Genomic DNA, 18,618 nt, shown 5'->3' with positions numbered 1-18,618 from the left:
TAAGAATATATACCATATCAGGCTCATTCCATGAATGGAAGTATCTGGAAAACTAGAACTGGATCACATCTGACATATCATAAAGTCCCGGCTCTTTTCCTGCCAGAAATGCTGCTGCGGACACCGCTCCCTTTGCAAAAATAGCTTTGGAATATGCCGTATGCTTGAATTCGATCACTTCATCCTCACCGGCGTAGATTACTTCATGTTCGCCCACGATCGTACCGCCGCGTACTGCCGCGATACCAATTTCCTTATCAGAACGTTTCTTTCTCTCCTGACTTCTATCGTAGGTATATGAGTATACATTGTCCATCGCTTCATTGATAGAATCTGCCAGCGCCAGTGCTGTACCGCTCGGTGCATCTACTTTCTGATTGTGATGTTTCTCTACGATCTCAATGTCATATCCTGCCGGAGCAAGCACCTTAGATGCATCCTTCAGAAGCTTCATCAACAGGTTCACTCCCAGAGACATATTAGCAGAACGAAGCACTGCAACTTTTTCCGAAGTCTTCTTAACCTTTGCAATCTGTTCTTCACTCAGTCCTGTAGTACACAGAACCACCGGAAGCCCTTTCTTCGCACATGCTTCCAGCAGGTCATCTACTGCTGCCGCATTGGAAAAATCAATCACTACATCTACCGGCACATCACACGCTTCCACGCTTTCAAATACCGGATATGGATTCTCTCTTCCAAGGAATCTGTCCACACCTGCAGCCAGTTCCATTCCTTCTGTCTCATCCACCATGCGGCTGACTACCTGTCCCATCTTGCCGTTACATCCATGCATTAATACTTTTATCATCAGAATCCTCCTATATGCTATGTAAGGACAGAGGGCGATCATCCCGCCGTCTGTCCTTGTTATATGACTTATTAACTCACTTATACAAGCTGAATACCAAAATCCTTCATGGCTTTTGCCAGGCTCTTCTCATGCTCTGCTGAAATATCTGTCAGAGGCATACGAAGTCCTCCGCATTCCATTCCCATCAGGTTCACTGCCTTCTTAACCGGGATCGGATTCACCTCACAGAATAACTGCTCAATCAACGGAATCGCCTTAAGCTGCATATCACATGCAGCCTTTACATCTCCCTCAAAGAACTTCGCACAGATATCGTGTGTATACTGTGGGGCTACATTAGAGAGTACCGAGATCACACCAATACCACCCAATGAAAGAAGCGGAACAATCTGATCATCATTACCGGAATACAGATCTATCTTTCCGTCTGTCAGATTCATGATCTTAGCCACCTGGCTGATATTACCGGATGCTTCTTTGATCGCTACGATATTATCCGTCTCTTTTACCAGTGTTGCTACCGTCTCAGGAGCAATATTCATGCCTGTACGGCTGGCTACGCTGTACATAATGATCGGAGCCTTTGCTTCCTTTGCAACTGCCTTATAGTGTGCGATCAAGCCATCCTGTGTCGCTTTGTTATAATATGGTGTCACCAGAAGAAGTCCGTCTACGCCATACTCTACTGCTTCTTTCGACATATCAATCGTTGTATAAGTAGCGTTGGAACCGGTACCTGCAATTACCGGAAGTCTTTTCCTGGTACGTTCTACCGCAAAGCGGATGCACTCCATATGTTCTTCTTCCGATAAAGTAGAAGATTCTCCTGTTGTTCCACATATAATAATACTGTCTGTACCATGTTCGCAATGGTAATCAATCAGCTCATCTAATTTGTCATAATTAACGCTTCCATCTTCATGAAAAGGTGTGACCAGTGCCACTCCTGCGCCTGTAAATATTGCCATATTATCCCTCCTGAACTGCTGAATATTTATATATGTACAAAATTCTAACATTATTCTTTTTTCGTGTCAATGGAGCGATTATGGCGTCTCTGTGACCGGAGCGAATTTAATCCTTATCATTCCTCTGCATCATCCATACATTCCAGCTTGCTGACAGATACTTCATAAGCCGTCCGTTTCTCTGTCTCAGTCTCCGACAGACGTTTCACATACTCTCTGCTTTGAATTCTTCCAAGCACCTGTACATGCTCTCCTACTTCAAAAGCGGAAGCGTACCTTGCATTGCGTCCCCAACAGATACACGGAATATAATCAGACTTACCATATGGTCTGTTAACTGCCAGTAACAGATCTGCGATCTCACGTCCTAACGGTGTTTTTCGATATATCGGCTGTTTACAGATATAGCCATCAAGCAGCACTGAATTCGTCTTAGCACCGTCCGGTTCCTCACTGATAAATTCCACTTCCCGCACAAATACCGACAAGATCAGCCGGTTTTTCTGCTCTTCGTGACGATTATAGGAACGGAACTGTCCATTTACCATAATGTATTCACCCGTATAGTCCTGCGTCACATCCAAAAGTCTCTCTGAGATCATAAGCGGAATTTGATCTTCCGAGTTACTGAGTCGTCTGACCAGCACATCTACCATATAAAAGCCTTCTCCGAAAACCTCATGGCTGAATACAAATTTTCCTGCGATCTCTCCGATAATTGTCACCTGGTTGTTTTCAATAATCTTATCTGACATCAATGTAATTCTCCCTTCCTCCGAAATGTATTTCAGGCTTCTTTGTCTCCCGGCATTATTCTGTCATTCACCGGGGTAATACCTAGTTTATGCATTCACATTTCTCTTTAGAACTGCTTTTCTTCTGGTTTTTCTTTTCTTTGATTAGTAGTTGTAATTTCAAAAAAATATGATACAATACTAAAGTTGAACACATTAAATAGGTAAAAGTATTGAATTGTAAAGGAAGATATTTATGAGACAAAAAAGAGAAGACGTCCGCAATATCGCGATCATTGCCCATGTCGATCATGGCAAGACGACACTTGTGGATGAATTACTGAAGCAGAGTGGTGTATTCCGTGAGAATCAGGAAGTTGCGGAACGTGTCATGGACTCCAACGACATCGAACGCGAGCGTGGTATTACCATCCTCTCCAAGAACACCGCCGTATATTATAAAGATACCAAAATCAATATCATCGACACACCGGGACATGCCGACTTCGGCGGCGAGGTAGAGCGTGTTCTCAAGATGGTAAATGGTGTTGTTCTGGTAGTAGATGCATTTGAAGGTGCCATGCCACAGACCAAGTTTGTACTGCGCAAAGCTCTGGAACTGAAACTGCCGGTTATCGTGTGCATCAATAAGATCGATCGTCCGGAAGCAAGACCGGAGGAAGTCATCGATGAAGTACTGGAACTCTTTATCGATTTGGATGCTGACGAGGAGCAGCTTGAATGCCCATTCGTATACGCTTCCGCTAAAAATGGTTACGCGATCCTGGAGCTGGATGACAGCCCGGACAACATGATTCCACTGTTCGAGACGATTCTGGACTATATTCCTGCACCAGAAGGTGATCCGGAAGCCGGCACACAGGTACTGATCAGCACCATCGATTATAACGAATACGTAGGACGTATCGGAATCGGTAAAGTTGATAACGGAACCATCCGTGTAAACCAGGATATGGTCGTAGTCAATGAACACAATCCGGATCGCCAGGAAAAGGTACGTATCAGTAAGCTGTACGAATTCGACGGACTGGACAAGATTGATGTCAAGGAAGCTACCATCGGTTCTATCGTGGCTGTATCCGGTATCTCAGACATTTCCATTGGTGATACCTTGTGCTCACCGGAGAATCCGCAGGCAATCCCATTCCAGAAAATCTCTGAGCCTACGATTGCAATGCAGTTTATCGTAAACGACAGTCCACTCGCAGGTCAGGAAGGTAAATACGTAACTTCCCGTCACATTCGTGACCGTCTGATGCGCGAGTTGAATACTGACGTCAGCCTCCGCGTAGAAGAGACAGACAATATGGATAGTTTTAAAGTATCCGGACGTGGTGAGCTTCACCTGTCTGTCCTGATCGAGAATATGCGCCGTGAAGGATATGAATTTGCAGTAAGTAAAGCTGAGGTGCTGTACAAAAAAGATGAAAAAGGCAAACTTCTGGAGCCAATGGAACTTGCATATATTGACGTACCGGACGAATTTACCGGAACTGTCATTGAGAAATTAGGTCAGCGAAAAGGTGAACTTCGCAACATGGATGCCAGCAGCGGTGCTTATACCCGTCTGGAATTTTCTATCCCTGCCCGTGGTCTGATCGGTTATCGTGGCGAATTCATGACTGACACCAAGGGAAATGGTATCATGAACACACTGTTCGACGGATATGCTCCATACAAGGGCGACATCCAGTATCGTAAACAGGGTTCCCTGATCTCATTCGAGACCGGAGAATCTGTTACTTACGGTCTGTTCAATGCCCAGGAACGTGGTACTCTCTTCATCGGTGCTGGTGAAAAAGTATACTCCGGTATGGTCATCGGACAGAACGGTAAGACTGACGATATCGAAGTAAATGTATGCAAGACCAAGCATCTGACCAACACCCGTTCATCTGGTGCTGATGACGCGCTTCGTCTGACCACACCAAAAGTACTGAGTCTGGAAGAGGCTCTGGATTTCATCGACACCGATGAATTACTGGAGGTAACACCTAAGAGTCTTCGTATCCGCAAGAAGATCCTGGATCCAAGACTCCGTAAACGTGCTAACATGAAGCAGAGCTAATCTGTGGAGGATACCCATGAAAGAAAAATGTACTCTTATCATTTCCAGTCTTGCCTATGCACTGGAAATGATCATCACCATAGCCATGCTGATCGGCACCGGACTCCTCTGCTTCCGCCTGATCTGTTCCATCTTTCACCTGATGGATGGCGATCCGTTTGAAGCATACGAGCATCTCCTTTCTTACAGCATGAACCTGATAATCTGTGTAGAACTGATCCGCATGATGTATTATCACACTTCTGATATGGTATTCGAACTGCTGGTATTTGCACTGGCAAGGCAGGTCATTATCGACCACACCTCAGCGATTACCAGCCTGATCGGTGTATGCGCCATTGCCGTACTGTTCGCCACAAGAAAGTTCCTGTTCACCACTCATGTACTCTCTGCCGATACCGATGACGAAGGCGACAAAAAGAGTGAAAAAGAAAATAAATAAAAACTATACAATGTCTGACAAACGTGCTATACTCAACATATCAGAAAGATTGTTGTTTGAAGTATCAATTGTCAGACATTTTATTTTTCTGAAAATCACTGTTAAAGGAGTGGATTTTATGAATTTTATCATCAGTGGAAAGAACATCGAAGTAACCCCGGGTCTGAAGGACAGCGTCATTAGTAAGCTTGGTAAGTTGGAGAGGTATTTTACACCTGACACAGAAATTATCGTAACCTTAAGCGTTGAAAAAGACCGCCAGAAGATCGAGGTAACCATTCCGGTCAAAGGTGATATCATCCGTTCTGAGCAGACAAGCACAGATATGTATGTATCTATTGACCTCGTAGAAGAAGTGATCGAACGTCAACTTCGCAAATATAAAAACAAACTGATAGCAAGGCATCAGGAAGGCAGTGCTTTCAAACAGGAATTTTTCGAAGAAGAACCTGCCATCGACAGCACTGACGAGATTCAGATCGTGCGCACCAAGAAGTTTGGTATCAAGCCAATGTTCCCGGAAGATGCTTGTGTACAGATGGAACTTCTCGGACACGATTTCTTCGTATTCTCTAACGCAGAGACAGAAGAAGTTAATGTCGTGTACAAGAGAAAGAACGGTACATTTGGTCTGATCGAGCCTGAATTTCAGTAAACAATATGCATAATCGTTCAGGGATAATCCCTGATATCAAAAATCCTGGAGGTCATTCCTCCAGGATTTTTATCTGTCCATTTATCTCTGCATAAAAGCAGGCTCCTATCTCTTCCATGGAAGCTCTTGCTCCCGTCCCTTCGGTAATCTCTTCCTGTACCGCAGTAAGTTCCTCTACAGGAATCACGCAGGTCAATTGCACTTTATCTGTGTACACAGAATCCAGAATGGTAATCTTTCGCTCTCCTAATATATATTGAATCTTACCAAGGTCTCCGTACTCGGTATCTACGGAAAGCTTTATTCCCCGAATCCGGGATATAATCTGTGAATGGGCCAGTCCCTCTTTCGTTGCTCCGGAATATGCTCTTACCAGTCCTCCCGTACCAAGCAGTGTACCTCCAAAATATCTGGTCACTACCACTGCTACATTATGGATATCCTCTCCCATCAGCACATCTAACATCGGCTTTCCCGCCGTACCTCCCGGCTCTCCGTCATCACTGAATCTGGCAAGTTCATGTCGGTCACCGATCACATATGCAAAGCAGTGATGTCTGGCATCCCAGTATTTCTTTTTAATATCAGCAATAAATGCCTGTGCTTCATCTTCACTTGACACCGGCATTACATCTGCGATAAAACGAGACTTTTTTTCTACAATTTCACCTGTTCCGCCTCTATAGGCCAACTTGTATTCTTCTGGCATATTTTCACCTTTCCTTCTTGTCCTGACTACTACTATAACGGATTTATTAAGATTTTCCTACATAAATATGAAGATTTTAATTTTTTCTTTATTTAAATTATCAAGTTTGGTATAATACTGTGGATAAAGGAGGCTAAATTCATGAATTATGGAAGACGAAAAGCTTCAAAAAGGCAAAAAGAAATCACCTCCAAAGGTACCATGCAGGGAAAACGCATGGGAGTGCGATTATTCAAGGCCTTTTTGCTTTTGATACTTGTCGCCTGTGTAAGTGTGGGAGTAGGCGGCCTCATTTTTGTAAAAAAGATCATCAACGACTCGCCCGACATCTCTCCGGATGATGTACGTCCAAGTGGTTATACTACTTTTGTGTATGCAGATGACGGAACCACAGAGCTGGAACGTTTCGTTGCATCAGGATCCAACCGTATCTACAAGTCGATTGATGAGATACCAACTGATCTGCAACATGCATTTGTCGCAATTGAGGACGAACGTTTCTATGATCATAAGGGAATTGACCCACAGGGTATCCTGCGTGCCTTCGTTGTAGGTGTCGCACACGGTGGTAACTTCAGTGAGGGTGCCAGTACTCTTACCCAACAGCTGATCAAGAACAACGTATTCCCGAACTTCGTATCTGAAAATACATTTTCTGAAAAACTGGAACGTAAGATCCAGGAGCAGTACCTTGCCCTGAAGATTGAAAAGCAGATGTCCAAAGATGAAATCCTGGAGTGTTATATGAACACAATTAACCTTGGACAGAACACACTGGGTGTTCAGGCTGCTTCCAAACGCTATTTTAACAAGGATGTATCCGAACTTACGCTTTCGGAATCGGCAGTAATCGCAGGTATTACTCAGAATCCATCCGGTTATGATCCGGTCACTCAGCCGGAAGCCAATGCAAAAAGACGAAAAAAGGTTCTGGGCAATATGCTGAAGCAGGGATATATTGATCAGACTGCCTACGATGAGGCAATGGCAGATGATGTATATGCCAGAATCCAGACTGTTAACAGTGAGATTGGACAGGATTCTCCAAACAGCTACTTTGTAGATGCATTGTCTGAACAGGTAGTAAGTGATCTGATGGATCGTCTCGGCTACTCTGAGACACAGGCATACAATGCACTGTACAGCGGTGGACTCAGCATTTACTCTACTCAGAATGTAGAGATGCAGAAGATCTGCGATGAAGAAATGAATAATTCAGAAAACTATCCATGGCTGACAGAAGTTGGTATTGCCTACGCACTGACAGTAACCCGTGCCGATGGAACGGTTGAAAATTACGGCTCCAACGACCTGCGTAACTATGCACTGAATGTCAAAGGTGACAAGCAGGGGCTGCTCTATTCTTCTGAGGATGAAGCAAGAGCCTTTGTAGAGGAATGGAAATCCACCATTGCACAGGAAGGTGATACTTACGTAGAGAACCTTACTCTTACTCCACAACCTCAGGCATCTGTCACACTGATGGATCAATCCAACGGACAGATCAAAGCAATGGTCGGCGGACGTGGCACCAAAACATCCAGCCTGAGCCTGAACCGTGCATACAAGGGTTCCCCTAGACAGCCGGGATCATGTTTCAAGATTCTTTCCACTTACGCGCCTGCGCTGGATGCATGTGGTCAGACACTGGCAACCATCATCCGCGATGAACCATGGCATTATTCCAATGGGGCTTCTCTGAAGAATGCATCCGGAAGTTATCTTGGTGACATTACCATGAGAAAAGCCATTGAACAGTCACAGAATGTATGCGCTGTTAAGACAATTGACGAAGTAACACCTGCACTGGGATATCAGTATGCTAAGAATTTCGGAATCACCACCCTGGAGGATTCTGACAAAGTAGAATCCATCGCACTTGGTGGTCTGACTAACGGTGTATATAACTATCAGCTCTGCGGAGCATTTGCAACGATTGCTAACGGCGGCGTATACAACACGCCAACTCTTTATACCAAGATCCTTGACCATGACGGTAATGTTCTTCTGGAAGGTAATAAAGAGACTAAGACCGTGATTAAGGATTCCACTGCCGCACTGCTCACCAGTGCCATGGAAGACGTTGTTACCAGCGGTACCGGACGTAATGCACAACTTGACAACATGCCGGTAGCCGGTAAGACCGGTACTACTGACCACGATCAGGACCTCTGGTTCTGTGCATTCACTCCATATTACACCTGTGCAGTATGGGGCGGATACGACGAGAACAAGTCACTGACAGGTATCGATACCCAGTATCGTTTCCGAATCTGGAAAAGCATTATGAGCAGAGTTCATGCAAATCTGGAAGAAAAAGATTTTACCATGCCTTCCAGTGTAGAAAAGAAATCTGTATGCTCGATCACCGGATATCTGGCAAGACCATCCTGCCCGACAGTAACGGAATATTTTGCAAAAGGTTCTGTACCTGATGAGACCTGTCCGGGACACGGTAATTATTATGAAGAAAGTGACTCTTCAGACGAAGAATCAACCGATAACAGTGAAAATAATTCCGGCAGCACCGGTAACACTGATAACAGTGGTAACACTGGCGGTAATTCTGGTGGTAACACTGGCGGTAATACCGGTGGCAATTCTGGTGGAAACACTGGCGGCAATACCGGTGGTAATACTGGTGGCGGCGAAACTGGAGGTGGAGAGACACCAACTCCGGAACAGCCTTCTGCGAGACTGCTCTTACCGAATCTGAGAGGTATCTACAAATTTAAAAGTTAACTCAAAAGGAGTGAAGTTCAATTGGAACTTCACTCCTTTTATGTATCGTGTATTTAATTCAAAATCAACCTTGCAGCTCCACAGATACCTGCATCATTGCCAAGTTCAGCTAATACAATCTTCGTATCTTTATTCGCAAAGAATGCTCTCTTCTGGAATTCCTTTTCCACAAACGGAATCAATACCGGACCTGCTTTTGACACACCGCCACCGATCACAAACACTGCCGGATCCACCACTACAGCAAGACTCGCCAATGCCGCTCCAAGATATCGTCCGAATTCATCCGCAATGCGAGTTGCAAGTGCATCTCCCGCTTTTACTGCATCAAACACATCTTTGGCACTTGGTTCTCCATGAAGCACAGTCTCTTCATGTTCCCCACTCAAGGCCTTTCTTGCCAGCTTTGCAATTCCAGTTGCAGATGCGTACTGTTCCAGACATCCATGCAGTCCACATCCACAGGCATCCTCTTCCTCACGGTTCACACAGATATGTCCGATCTCGCCGCCCGCGCCATGTTGCCCGACAATCATATGACCATTCACGATCACACCACCGCCAACACCTGTGCCAAGGGTTACCATGACAACATTTTTCTCGCCTCTTCCGGCCCCCAGCCACATCTCGCCCATAGCAGCTACATTGGCGTCATTCCCGGCTTCTACCCGCATACCGTCAAGCAGTTCGCTGAGTTCTCTTGTAACTTCCTTATATCCCCAGCCGACATTCGCTGTCTGCTGTACAACACCTTCTGAATCAACCGGTGCAGGGATTCCCATTCCTACTCCGGCCACATCTTCTCTCCGGATCTTCCTCTCCTCTAATTTCTTCAGAATCGATGCTGCCACATCCGGAAGAATCTGTTCCCCATGATTCTCCTTCCTGGTCGGAATTTCCCACTTGTCCAGCAGTTTGCCCTCTGTCTCGAAGAGACCAAGCTTCACACTGGTGCCCCCGACATCCACACCCATACAATATCTCATCCTTTTATTTTCCTTTCTTAGTCATACTTTCCTCTACACGCTTGTACAGCTCCTGAGCAGCATTATACCCCATCTGCTTCTGTCTGTGGTTAATTGCAGCGGTCTCTACGATAATCGCCAGATTACGTCCCGGACGGATCGGAAGCTGATGACATACGACTTTATTGCCAAGGAACTCTGTGTACTCCTCTTCCAGTCCCAGGCGTTCGTATGCTTTTTCACGGTTCCAGTCTTCCAGACGGATTACAAGATCAATATTCTGTGTCTCGCGTACACTTAAGACACCAAACAATGTCTTAACATCTACAATACCAATACCCCGCAACTCGATGAAATGCCTTGTGATATCCGGTGCTGTACCCACCAGAGTATCATCGCTGACTCTGCGGATTTCTACCACATCATCACTGACCAGACGATGACCTCGCTTGATCAGCTCCAGAGCTGCCTCACTTTTACCAATACCACTTTCTCCTGTAATCAGCACACCGACACCATATACATCCACCAACACACCATGAATGGAAATACACGGTGCAAGCTGTACATTCAGCCAGCGTATTACTTCTGCCATGAATGCGGAGGTTACCTTTTCTGTAATAAATACCGGAATATCAGCTTTTTCTGCTTTCTCCACCAGTATCTTATCCGGCCTCATATTTCTGCAGAAGATCAGACACGGAATACGGCATGCAAGAAGCTGATCATAGATCCGCTCCTTTTCTTCCGGGTCCATCCGTTCCAGAAATGTATACTCTACATATCCGATGATCTGGATACGCTGATTGTCAAAATGATCAAAATAGCCGGTCAGCTGTAATGCCGGACGGTTCACTTCTGGTTCTTCCAGATAAATACCTGACAGATCCACATCCGGTGTCAGATTCTTAAGATCCATCTTCTCCACAAGCTTAGACATTTCTATTCTGGGCATAATTATTTCCTCCTGTATCTTTTGATGTTCGTTCCATAATAGAATGGCACAAAAAGATTTGCGCTCGTTAACGTTTATTATATCATACTTCCCTCCGTCTTACACCTTGGGATGGAAAAAATTGTAGACAGATTCGGCCGCTGCTTCGTTCATAGACGGCAGTTCTTTCAGTGTCTCCACATCCGCATTGCGGATGGCTTCCAGTCCCGGAAATCTCCGCATCAGATCCTTTCTTCTGGCAGGTCCGATACCTGGTATATCATCCAGTACAGAATGCACCTGTCCCTGTCCTCTAAGCTTCCTGTGATACTCAATTGCAAAGCGATGTGCTTCATCCTGAATCCTCGTGATCAGCTTAAATCCTTCCGAATTACGGTCGATCGGAATCTCCACATTATTATAATACAGCCCTCTCGTTCTGTGATTATCGTCCTTTACCATACCGCATACCGGAATATGGATCCGTAATTTATCTAATACTTCCAATGCAATATTTACCTGACCGCGTCCGCCGTCCATCAGGATCAGATCTGGAAATGCAGTAAAGCTGTTCTCCATGCTTCCTTCTTCACGTTCCCTTCTGCCATGTTCAAACCGGCGTGTCAGCACCTCTTCCATGCTGGCATAATCATCCGGTCCCTGCACGCTCTTAATCCGGAACTTACGATAGTCACTGCGCTTCGGCCGTCCTTTCTCATACACAACCATGGATCCTACCGATGCATAGCCGCTGATATTGGAAATGTCATAGGCTTCCATACGCACAATCTCTTTCATTCCAAGCAGATTTTCAATCTCCTTAACCGCACCGATTGTTCGACCCTCTTCCCGCTTCAAGCGTTCCTTATCCTTCGTCAGGATCAACGCCGCATTCCTCTGTGCCAGTTCGACCAACTTTTCCTTGGATCCTTTCTTCGGCACCCGGATGTGTACCTTATGCCCCCGTTTTTCTGTCAGCCATTCTTCCAGCAACTCCATATCTCCCGGCTCTTCCTGCATCATCAGTTCCGCCGGCAGATACGGTGTACCTGCATAGAACTGTTTGATAAAGCTGGACAGGATCTCGCTCTTGGTCTCCTCTCCTGTCAGTCGCAGGAAGAAGTGATCTCTGCCGATCAGTCTGCCATTACGCACAAAGAATACCTGCACGACTGCATCCTCCAGATCCTTCGCCATTGCCACAATATCTCTGTCATCCCCGGCCGTATCCGTAATCTTCTGCTTCTGCGCGATTTTCTGTACACTCTGCAGGAGATCCCGGTATTCAATCGCCCGTTCATATTCCATTGCCTCCGACGCCTCTTCCATCTTACGCTGCAGGTCTCCCAGGATCAGATCATAATTGCCGTTCAGAAACTGCAGTACCTGATCGATGGATTCCCGGTATTCCTGCTGATCCACATACCCCTGACAAGGTGCACCACACTGATGGATATGATAATTCAGGCATGGTCTCTCCAGCCCGATATCACGCGGAAGTCTCCGATTGCAGCTGCGGATCTTATACAGTTTCCGGATCAGCTCAATCGTATCTCTCACTGCTCCTACATTGGTATACGGTCCAAAGTACTTCGCCTTATCCTTCTTCATCTGTCTTGCCATCATGATCCTCGGAAATGGCTCCTGCACCGTCACTTTAATAAATGGATAACTCTTGTCATCCATCAGCATAGTATTATATTTCGGTCTGTGCTCCTTGATCAGATTACACTCCAGCACCAGAGCTTCCAGCTCCGAATCTGTGATGATATATTCAAATCTGGTAATATGCGTTACCATCTGTTCAATCTTCGGTCCTTTATTCCTGCTGGATTGAAAATACTGCCGCACCCGGTTCTTCAGACTGATTGCTTTACCCACATAGATAATCTCGTCTTTCTCGCCATGCATCAGATATACGCCCGGTTTTCCCGGAAGCTTTTTCAATTCTTCCTGTATATCAAACATCTGTCTGCCTCTCTTTCCCCTCTCCATATTCTCTATTCTACATCATCTTCCCATATACTGAAAAGGGAGAAAGCAAATGCTTTCTCCCCATATACCTTTTATCTTATTCTACATCGGCTGATGACGACGTCTCAGGCACCGTCTTTTCTTCCGGTGTATCTTCTGCCACTGTCTTCTCTGCTGCCAGATCTGCTTCAACTGCTTTCTCACGTCCCGGTACTGTTTTCATACCAATACGCTCTTCGGTCTTCTTCGGCGCATCCGGATCAATGCCTTCCACTTCATGGAAAATCTTCATGAATTCCTTACCGGTAATAGTCTCTTTCTCAATCAAGAATGCTGCGATCTTATCCAGAGCCTCTCTATGCTCTGTAAGAAGACGTTTCGCTTCATCGTATGCTTTCTTCAGCATCTCCATTACTTCCTGATCGATCTCAGCTGCTGTAGCCTCTCCACAGTTCATAACGGCTCTTCCGTCCAGATAACGGTTCTGAATAGATTCCAGTCCGATCAGTCCGAACTTTTCGCTCATACCATACTGTGTGATCATGGAACGTGCAATCTTGGTTGCCTTCTCAATATCATTCGAAGCACCTGTAGTAACCGTATCAAACACAATCTCTTCCGCAGCACGTCCACCAAGCATTCCGACAAGCATTGCTTCCAGCTCTTTCTTGGTATTCAGGAACTTCTCTTCCTCCGGTGTCTGCATTACATATCCGAGAGCACCCATGGTTCTCGGTACGATAGTAATCTTTTGTACAGGCTCTGAATCCTTCTGGAGAGCACTTACCAGTGCATGTCCTACCTCGTGGTAAGATACGATACGTCGCTCTTCCTGACTCATAATGCGGTCTTTCTTTTCTTTACCAACCAGTACCACTTCGACAGCCTCAAAGAGGTCTTTCTGCGATACTGCATTCCTTCCATGTTTAACTGCATTGATCGCAGCCTCGTTGATCATATTGGCAAGGTCTGAACCAACTGCTCCGGAAGTTGCCAGTGCGATCTCTTCCAGATCCACTGTCTCATCCATACGCACATCCTTGGCATGTACTTTCAGTACCTCTACACGTCCCTTCAGATCCGGACGTTCTACGATGATACGACGGTCGAAACGTCCCGGTCTCAGAAGAGCCGGATCCAGAATCTCCGGACGGTTCGTTGCTGCCAGAAGCAACAGTCCCTTGTTCGTATCAAATCCGTCCATCTCAGCCAGTAACTGGTTCAGTGTCTGCTCGCGTTCATCATTGCCACCCAACTGATTATCACGGCTCTTACCGATAGCATCGATCTCGTCGATAAAAATAATACATGGTGCCATCTGCTGTGCCTGCTTAAACAGGTCGCGCACTCTGGATGCACCTACACCTACGTACATTTCCACAAATGCTGATCCTGACAGCGAAAAAAACGGCACCTTCGCCTCTCCCGCTACTGCTTTTGCAAGCAGTGTCTTACCGGTTCCCGGAGGTCCTACTAACAGGGCTCCCTTCGGAAGCTTCGCTCCCACACCGGTGTATTTGCCAGGGTTATGCAGGAAATCTACGACTTCCTGCAAAGATTCCTTCGCTTCGTCTTGTCCCGCTACATCCTTAAACGTAACGCCGGTCTCTTTTTCTACATACATCTTGGCATTGCTCTTGCCAATACCCATCATGCCTCCACCCTTAGACATCCGCTTGAAGCTCCAGTAGAACATCGCCACGATCAGTACGACCGGCAGGAAGGTCGCAATCACATTCAATACCATCATCGAAGTCGTATCCGGTATCTCCTGTTCATATTTAATACCTGCCTCATACAGTCGTTCGGAAAGGGTATTATCATCCACAACTCCGGTATAATATTCCTTCGCTGTAGTCTCGCCTTTTTCCTTCTTGGCCTTGATCATGATCTTGTCACTGGAAATCGTAACTTCCTGCACCTTGTGATGCTTGATCATGTTCAGAAACTTGTCATACGTAATCTCTTCTGCAGATGATGTCTTCTGGAACTGATAGAGTGACAGCACCAGAAATGTAGTAATCAACGCGATCAGCAGGACAAAGGAGACACCCTGTCTGTCCGGTTTGTTATTCTTATTATCATTCTGATTATTTCTATTACTATTTCTGTTATTCTGATTATCCATAGTATAGTGGTCCTCCTGTGTTTATCAGTTCTAATTATAAATATCGACCCATTTAAAATCAACAAATAATTTATGAAAATATTGTAAACAGGATATAATTTGTAGTATACTTGGATTTGGAGTTTTTATCAGCAGGATAAAGCAATAACATTGGGGAAGAGGAATATACAAATGAAATTAGGATTTGACAACGACAAGTATCTGGAAATGCAGTCTGCTCACATCCGTGAGCGTATCAGCCACTTTGACAACAAACTGTATCTGGAATTCGGAGGCAAGCTTTTTGATGACTACCATGCATCCAGAGTACTGCCAGGCTTTCAGCCGGACAGCAAACTGCGCATGTTAAAAGAACTGGCCGACCAGGCTGAGATCGTCATCGTCATCAGTGCCGGAGACATTGAAAAGAATAAGGTACGTGGAGATCTGGGGATAACCTACGATACCGATGTAATCCGCCTTCGTGAAGCTTATATGAATTCAGGTCTTTATGTGGGAAGTGTTGTCATTACCCAATATGCCGGACAGACTGCCGCTGATCTCTTCAAGCAGCGTCTGGAGCGTCTTGGCATCAAAGTGTATATTCATTATTTAATACCGGGATATCCGGCTAATGTCCCACTGATCGTCAGCGACGAGGGATATGGTAAGAATGATTACATCGAGACCACGCATCCTTTAGTCATTGTCACAGCACCGGGACCTGGAAGCGGAAAGATGGCGACCTGCCTTTCACAGCTCTATCATGAACACAAACGTGGGGTAAGAGCCGGCTACGCCAAATTCGAGACATTCCCGATTTGGAATATCCCATTGAATCATCCGGTCAACCTGGCATATGAAGCAGCTACCGCAGACCTGAACGATATCAACATGATCGATCCGTTCCATCTGGAGGCTTATGGAGAGACTACCGTTAACTACAATCGTGACGTAGAGATCTTCCCAGTACTGTGTGCCACATTTGAACGCATTTATGGTGAAAGCCCATACAAGTCACCGACTGACATGGGCGTTAATATGGCAGGTTTCTGCATCAGTGATGACGAAGCCTGCAGAGAAGCATCCCGTCAGGAGATCATCCGCCGCTACTACGATTCCCGCCGCAGATTTCTGTTAGGCGCATGTACGGAGAATGAAGTATACAAGATCGAGATGCTGATGAATCAGACCGGAATCACCGTTCACGACCGCCATGTTGTGGATGCCGCATTGAAACGCGCAGAAGAGACCGGCGCACCAGCCTCAGCACTGGAACTGCCAGACGGACGTATCGTCACAGGTAAGACATCCGATCTGCTGGGAGCATCAGCTGCACTTCTTCTGAATGCATTAAAAGAACTTGCCGGTATTGATCACGAGAGGAAAGTTATTTCACCGGAGGCGATTGAGCCTATCCAGAGATTAAAAGTTAATTATCTTGGAAGCAAGAATCCAAGGCTTCACACCGACGAAATATTGATCGCACTGTCCGTAAGTGCTGCCACAGACCCTACTGCCCAGGAAGTTCTGAAACAGCTTCCGAAGCTGAAAGGATGTCAGGCGCACACTTCTGTCATGGTCAGCAACGTAGACAGCAGAATGTTTAAAAAGTTGTCTATCCAGGCAACTTATGAAGCCAAATTTGAAAAAAATCCTGTATTTGCCAAATAATCCGGTGTATTATAGTATCAGATAACATGCAGGTATCCCCTGCATATATATGAAGGAGGAACACATGGCAGTAAAATACGTATTTGTTACAGGCGGAGTGGTATCCGGACTCGGTAAAGGAATCACAGCTGCTTCTCTGGGACGTCTTTTAAAAGCACGCGGTTACAAAGTAACCATGCAGAAATTCGATCCTTATATTAACATTGACCCAGGCACAATGAACCCGGTACAGCACGGCGAGGTATTTGTTACCGATGACGGAGCTGAGACTGACCTGGACCTGGGACATTATGAACGTTTTATCGATGAAAGCCTGACCAAGAATTCCAATGTTACCACTGGAAAGATCTACTGGTCTGTACTTCACAAAGAACGCCGCGGTGATTACGGCGGAGGTACCGTACAGGTAATTCCTCATATTACAAATGAAATCAAGAGCAGATTCCATCGGAATCCTGCTGCTAAGGATACAGAGATTGCCATCATCGAAGTCGGCGGCACGGTAGGCGATATCGAAAGCCAGCCTTTCCTGGAGGCAATCCGTCAGTTCCAACACGATAAAGGACATGAGAATGTCATCCTGATCCATGTTACATTGATTCCTTATCTGCGTGCATCTCAGGAAATGAAAACCAAGCCTACCCAGGCCAGCGTAAAAGATCTCCAGGGAATGGGTATCCAGCCAGACATCCTTGTCTGCCGTTCTGAACACCCGCTGACTGACGGCATCAAGGATAAAATCGCACTGTTCTGTAATGTACCGTCTAATCACGTACTACAGAATCTGGACGTAGAATATCTGTATGAAGCACCACTCGCCATGGAAAAGGAGAATCTGGCCGGTGCTGTCTGCGAATGTCTGCACCTGGAATGCCCGGAACCGGATCTGAAAGACTGGACAGAGATGGTGGACTACCTGAAGCATCCGAATACTGATGTAACTGTTGCCCTGGTCGGCAAATATATCCAGCTTCACGATGCTTATATCAGTGTTGTAGAGGCATTGAAACACGGTGGTATCTTTAGCCGTGCTACGGTACACATCAAATGGATTGACTCTGAAACAGTGACTCCTGAGAATGCGGACGAGCTGTTCAGTGATGTAGATGGTATTCTGGTACCGGGAGGCTTCGGCGACCGCGGTATCGACGGTAAGATCGAAGCAATCCGCTATGCAAGAACCCACGGTCTCCCATTCCTGGGACTGTGTCTTGGTATGCAGCTTTCCATCGTAGAATTTGCAAGAGATGTAGTCGGACTGAAAGACGCACACAGCGTAGAACTTGATCCTCAGACAACGAACCCTGTCATTCACATCATGCCGGATCAGATCGGCATCGAAGACATCGGTGGTACATTGAGACTTGGTTCTTATCCATGTGTACTGAACAAAGAGTCAAAGGCATATCAGCTCTATGGTTCAGAAAATATCGAGGAACGTCATCGTCATCGTTACGAAGTTAATAATGACTACCGTGACCAGCTGGAAAAAGCAGGCATGATGCTCTCCGGGCTGTCACCGGACGGACGTATCGTAGAGATGGTAGAGATTCCGGAACATCCGTGGTTTATCGCCACTCAGGCACATCCGGAACTGAAGTCCAGACCAAACCGCCCGCATCCGTTATTCCGCGGATTCGTAGAGGCAGCTCTGGCTCACAAAGACGAACGATAATATACAAGAACAAAGAATGTGCCTTGGCACATTCTCGCGCCTGCGGCGGTCGCTTGCGACATCTACCTTATCCGCCGCAGTGCGCATCCTCGCGGAGCGGTTTTTACTTTACAGGAAAGCAATTTCCTGTAAAGTA

The 18,618-nt window shown here is 46.0% G+C and carries 14 protein-coding genes; 6 read left to right on the top strand and 8 right to left on the bottom strand.

Translation table 11 applies throughout. The features are described 5' to 3' along the window. Positions 1-52: 52 nt before the first annotated feature. The 3 genes from dapB to DWZ93_RS00310 form a co-directional block, all read right to left on the bottom strand. Positions 53-811 (bottom strand): 4-hydroxy-tetrahydrodipicolinate reductase, encoded by a 759-nt coding sequence (gene dapB, locus DWZ93_RS00320; RefSeq protein WP_118384134.1) that lies wholly within the window; start codon positions 809-811, stop codon positions 53-55. An 80-nt stretch (positions 812-891) separates the two neighbouring features. Next, on the bottom strand, positions 892-1,782 hold the full coding sequence (gene dapA, locus DWZ93_RS00315; protein WP_118384133.1) for a 4-hydroxy-tetrahydrodipicolinate synthase: 891 nt from the start codon (positions 1,780-1,782) through the stop codon (positions 892-894). A gap of 116 nt (positions 1,783-1,898) precedes the next feature. Beyond that, positions 1,899-2,537: a single-stranded DNA-binding protein gene (locus DWZ93_RS00310; RefSeq protein ID WP_118384132.1), complete on the bottom strand. Its 639-nt coding sequence runs from the start codon at positions 2,535-2,537 to the stop codon at positions 1,899-1,901. A 235-nt stretch (positions 2,538-2,772) separates the two neighbouring features. On the opposite strand from DWZ93_RS00310, the gene typA reads away from it, so the two are divergent. The 3 genes from typA (at position 2,773) to hpf (ending at position 5,702) form a co-directional block, all read left to right on the top strand. Continuing rightward, positions 2,773-4,605 (top strand): translational GTPase TypA, encoded by a 1,833-nt coding sequence (gene typA / locus DWZ93_RS00305; RefSeq protein WP_118384131.1) that lies wholly within the window; start codon positions 2,773-2,775, stop codon positions 4,603-4,605. 16 nt (positions 4,606-4,621) lie between these two features. After that, positions 4,622-5,047 carry a hypothetical protein gene (locus tag DWZ93_RS00300; protein ID WP_118451644.1) on the top strand — a complete coding sequence of 142 codons (426 nt, stop codon included), beginning with the start codon at positions 4,622-4,624 and terminating at the stop codon, positions 5,045-5,047. Positions 5,048-5,165: 118 nt separating this feature from the next. Further along, positions 5,166-5,702 carry a ribosome hibernation-promoting factor, HPF/YfiA family gene (gene hpf / locus DWZ93_RS00295; protein ID WP_118452050.1) on the top strand — a complete coding sequence of 179 codons (537 nt, stop codon included), beginning with the start codon at positions 5,166-5,168 and terminating at the stop codon, positions 5,700-5,702. A gap of 52 nt (positions 5,703-5,754) precedes the next feature. On the opposite strand, the gene DWZ93_RS00290 is transcribed toward hpf, so the two are convergent. Beyond that, the gene (locus tag DWZ93_RS00290; RefSeq protein ID WP_118451643.1) at positions 5,755-6,411 is read right to left on the bottom strand and encodes a YigZ family protein; all 657 of its coding nucleotides are present in this window, start codon (positions 6,409-6,411) and stop codon (positions 5,755-5,757) included. A 141-nt stretch (positions 6,412-6,552) separates the two neighbouring features. Here DWZ93_RS00290 and DWZ93_RS00285 point away from each other — a divergent pair, with 141 nt between their 5' ends. Beyond that, complete coding sequence (locus DWZ93_RS00285) at positions 6,553-9,153, top strand: transglycosylase domain-containing protein (protein WP_118451642.1); 2,601 nt, start codon at positions 6,553-6,555, stop codon at positions 9,151-9,153. A 53-nt stretch (positions 9,154-9,206) separates the two neighbouring features. Here DWZ93_RS00285 and DWZ93_RS00280 read toward each other — a convergent pair whose 3' ends face one another. From DWZ93_RS00280 to ftsH, 4 genes are all read right to left on the bottom strand, one after another. Next, a complete protein-coding gene (locus DWZ93_RS00280; protein WP_118384127.1) occupies positions 9,207-10,139 on the bottom strand; it encodes an ROK family glucokinase in 933 nt (310 codons plus the stop codon). Between the two features lie 4 nt (positions 10,140-10,143). Further along, positions 10,144-11,073 carry an HPr(Ser) kinase/phosphatase gene (gene hprK, locus DWZ93_RS00275; protein ID WP_118384126.1) on the bottom strand — a complete coding sequence of 310 codons (930 nt, stop codon included), beginning with the start codon at positions 11,071-11,073 and terminating at the stop codon, positions 10,144-10,146. A 99-nt stretch (positions 11,074-11,172) separates the two neighbouring features. Beyond that, entirely contained in the window at positions 11,173-13,020 is a 1,848-nt protein-coding gene (gene uvrC / locus DWZ93_RS00270) for an excinuclease ABC subunit UvrC (RefSeq protein ID WP_118451641.1), read from the bottom strand. Positions 13,021-13,123: 103 nt separating this feature from the next. Beyond that, positions 13,124-15,154 carry an ATP-dependent zinc metalloprotease FtsH gene (gene ftsH, locus DWZ93_RS00265; protein ID WP_118451640.1) on the bottom strand — a complete coding sequence of 677 codons (2,031 nt, stop codon included), beginning with the start codon at positions 15,152-15,154 and terminating at the stop codon, positions 13,124-13,126. Between the two features lie 171 nt (positions 15,155-15,325). Here ftsH and DWZ93_RS00260 point away from each other — a divergent pair, with 171 nt between their 5' ends. Together DWZ93_RS00260 and DWZ93_RS00255 are read left to right on the top strand one after the other, a co-directional pair. Then, entirely contained in the window at positions 15,326-16,807 is a 1,482-nt protein-coding gene (locus DWZ93_RS00260) for a DUF1846 domain-containing protein (protein ID WP_118451639.1), read from the top strand. A gap of 64 nt (positions 16,808-16,871) precedes the next feature. Continuing rightward, positions 16,872-18,482 carry a CTP synthase gene (locus DWZ93_RS00255; protein WP_118384124.1) on the top strand — a complete coding sequence of 537 codons (1,611 nt, stop codon included), beginning with the start codon at positions 16,872-16,874 and terminating at the stop codon, positions 18,480-18,482. Positions 18,483-18,618: the final 136 nt, after the last annotated feature.

It is taken from the genome of Dorea sp. AF36-15AT, assembly GCF_003477705.1.
Classification (GTDB): domain Bacteria; phylum Bacillota; class Clostridia; order Lachnospirales; family Lachnospiraceae; genus Claveliimonas; species Claveliimonas ammoniilytica.
This window is presented reverse-complemented; position numbering and strand designations above follow the sequence as displayed.

Coding starts and splice junctions, on each gene's coding strand:
- dapB (WP_118384134.1), bottom strand. CDS start 811: ATGATAAAAGTATTAATGCATGGATGTAACGGCAAGATGGGACAGGTA.
- dapA (WP_118384133.1), bottom strand. CDS start 1,782: ATGGCAATATTTACAGGCGCAGGAGTGGCACTGGTCACACCTTTTCAT.
- DWZ93_RS00310 (WP_118384132.1), bottom strand. CDS start 2,537: ATGTCAGATAAGATTATTGAAAACAACCAGGTGACAATTATCGGAGAG.
- typA (WP_118384131.1), top strand. CDS start 2,773: ATGAGACAAAAAAGAGAAGACGTCCGCAATATCGCGATCATTGCCCAT.
- DWZ93_RS00300 (WP_118451644.1), top strand. CDS start 4,622: ATGAAAGAAAAATGTACTCTTATCATTTCCAGTCTTGCCTATGCACTG.
- hpf (WP_118452050.1), top strand. CDS start 5,166: ATGAATTTTATCATCAGTGGAAAGAACATCGAAGTAACCCCGGGTCTG.
- DWZ93_RS00290 (WP_118451643.1), bottom strand. CDS start 6,411: ATGCCAGAAGAATACAAGTTGGCCTATAGAGGCGGAACAGGTGAAATT.
- DWZ93_RS00285 (WP_118451642.1), top strand. CDS start 6,553: ATGAATTATGGAAGACGAAAAGCTTCAAAAAGGCAAAAAGAAATCACC.
- DWZ93_RS00280 (WP_118384127.1), bottom strand. CDS start 10,139: ATGAGATATTGTATGGGTGTGGATGTCGGGGGCACCAGTGTGAAGCTT.
- hprK (WP_118384126.1), bottom strand. CDS start 11,073: ATGCCCAGAATAGAAATGTCTAAGCTTGTGGAGAAGATGGATCTTAAG.
- uvrC (WP_118451641.1), bottom strand. CDS start 13,020: ATGTTTGATATACAGGAAGAATTGAAAAAGCTTCCGGGAAAACCGGGC.
- ftsH (WP_118451640.1), bottom strand. CDS start 15,154: ATGGATAATCAGAATAACAGAAATAGTAATAGAAATAATCAGAATGAT.
- DWZ93_RS00260 (WP_118451639.1), top strand. CDS start 15,326: ATGAAATTAGGATTTGACAACGACAAGTATCTGGAAATGCAGTCTGCT.
- DWZ93_RS00255 (WP_118384124.1), top strand. CDS start 16,872: ATGGCAGTAAAATACGTATTTGTTACAGGCGGAGTGGTATCCGGACTC.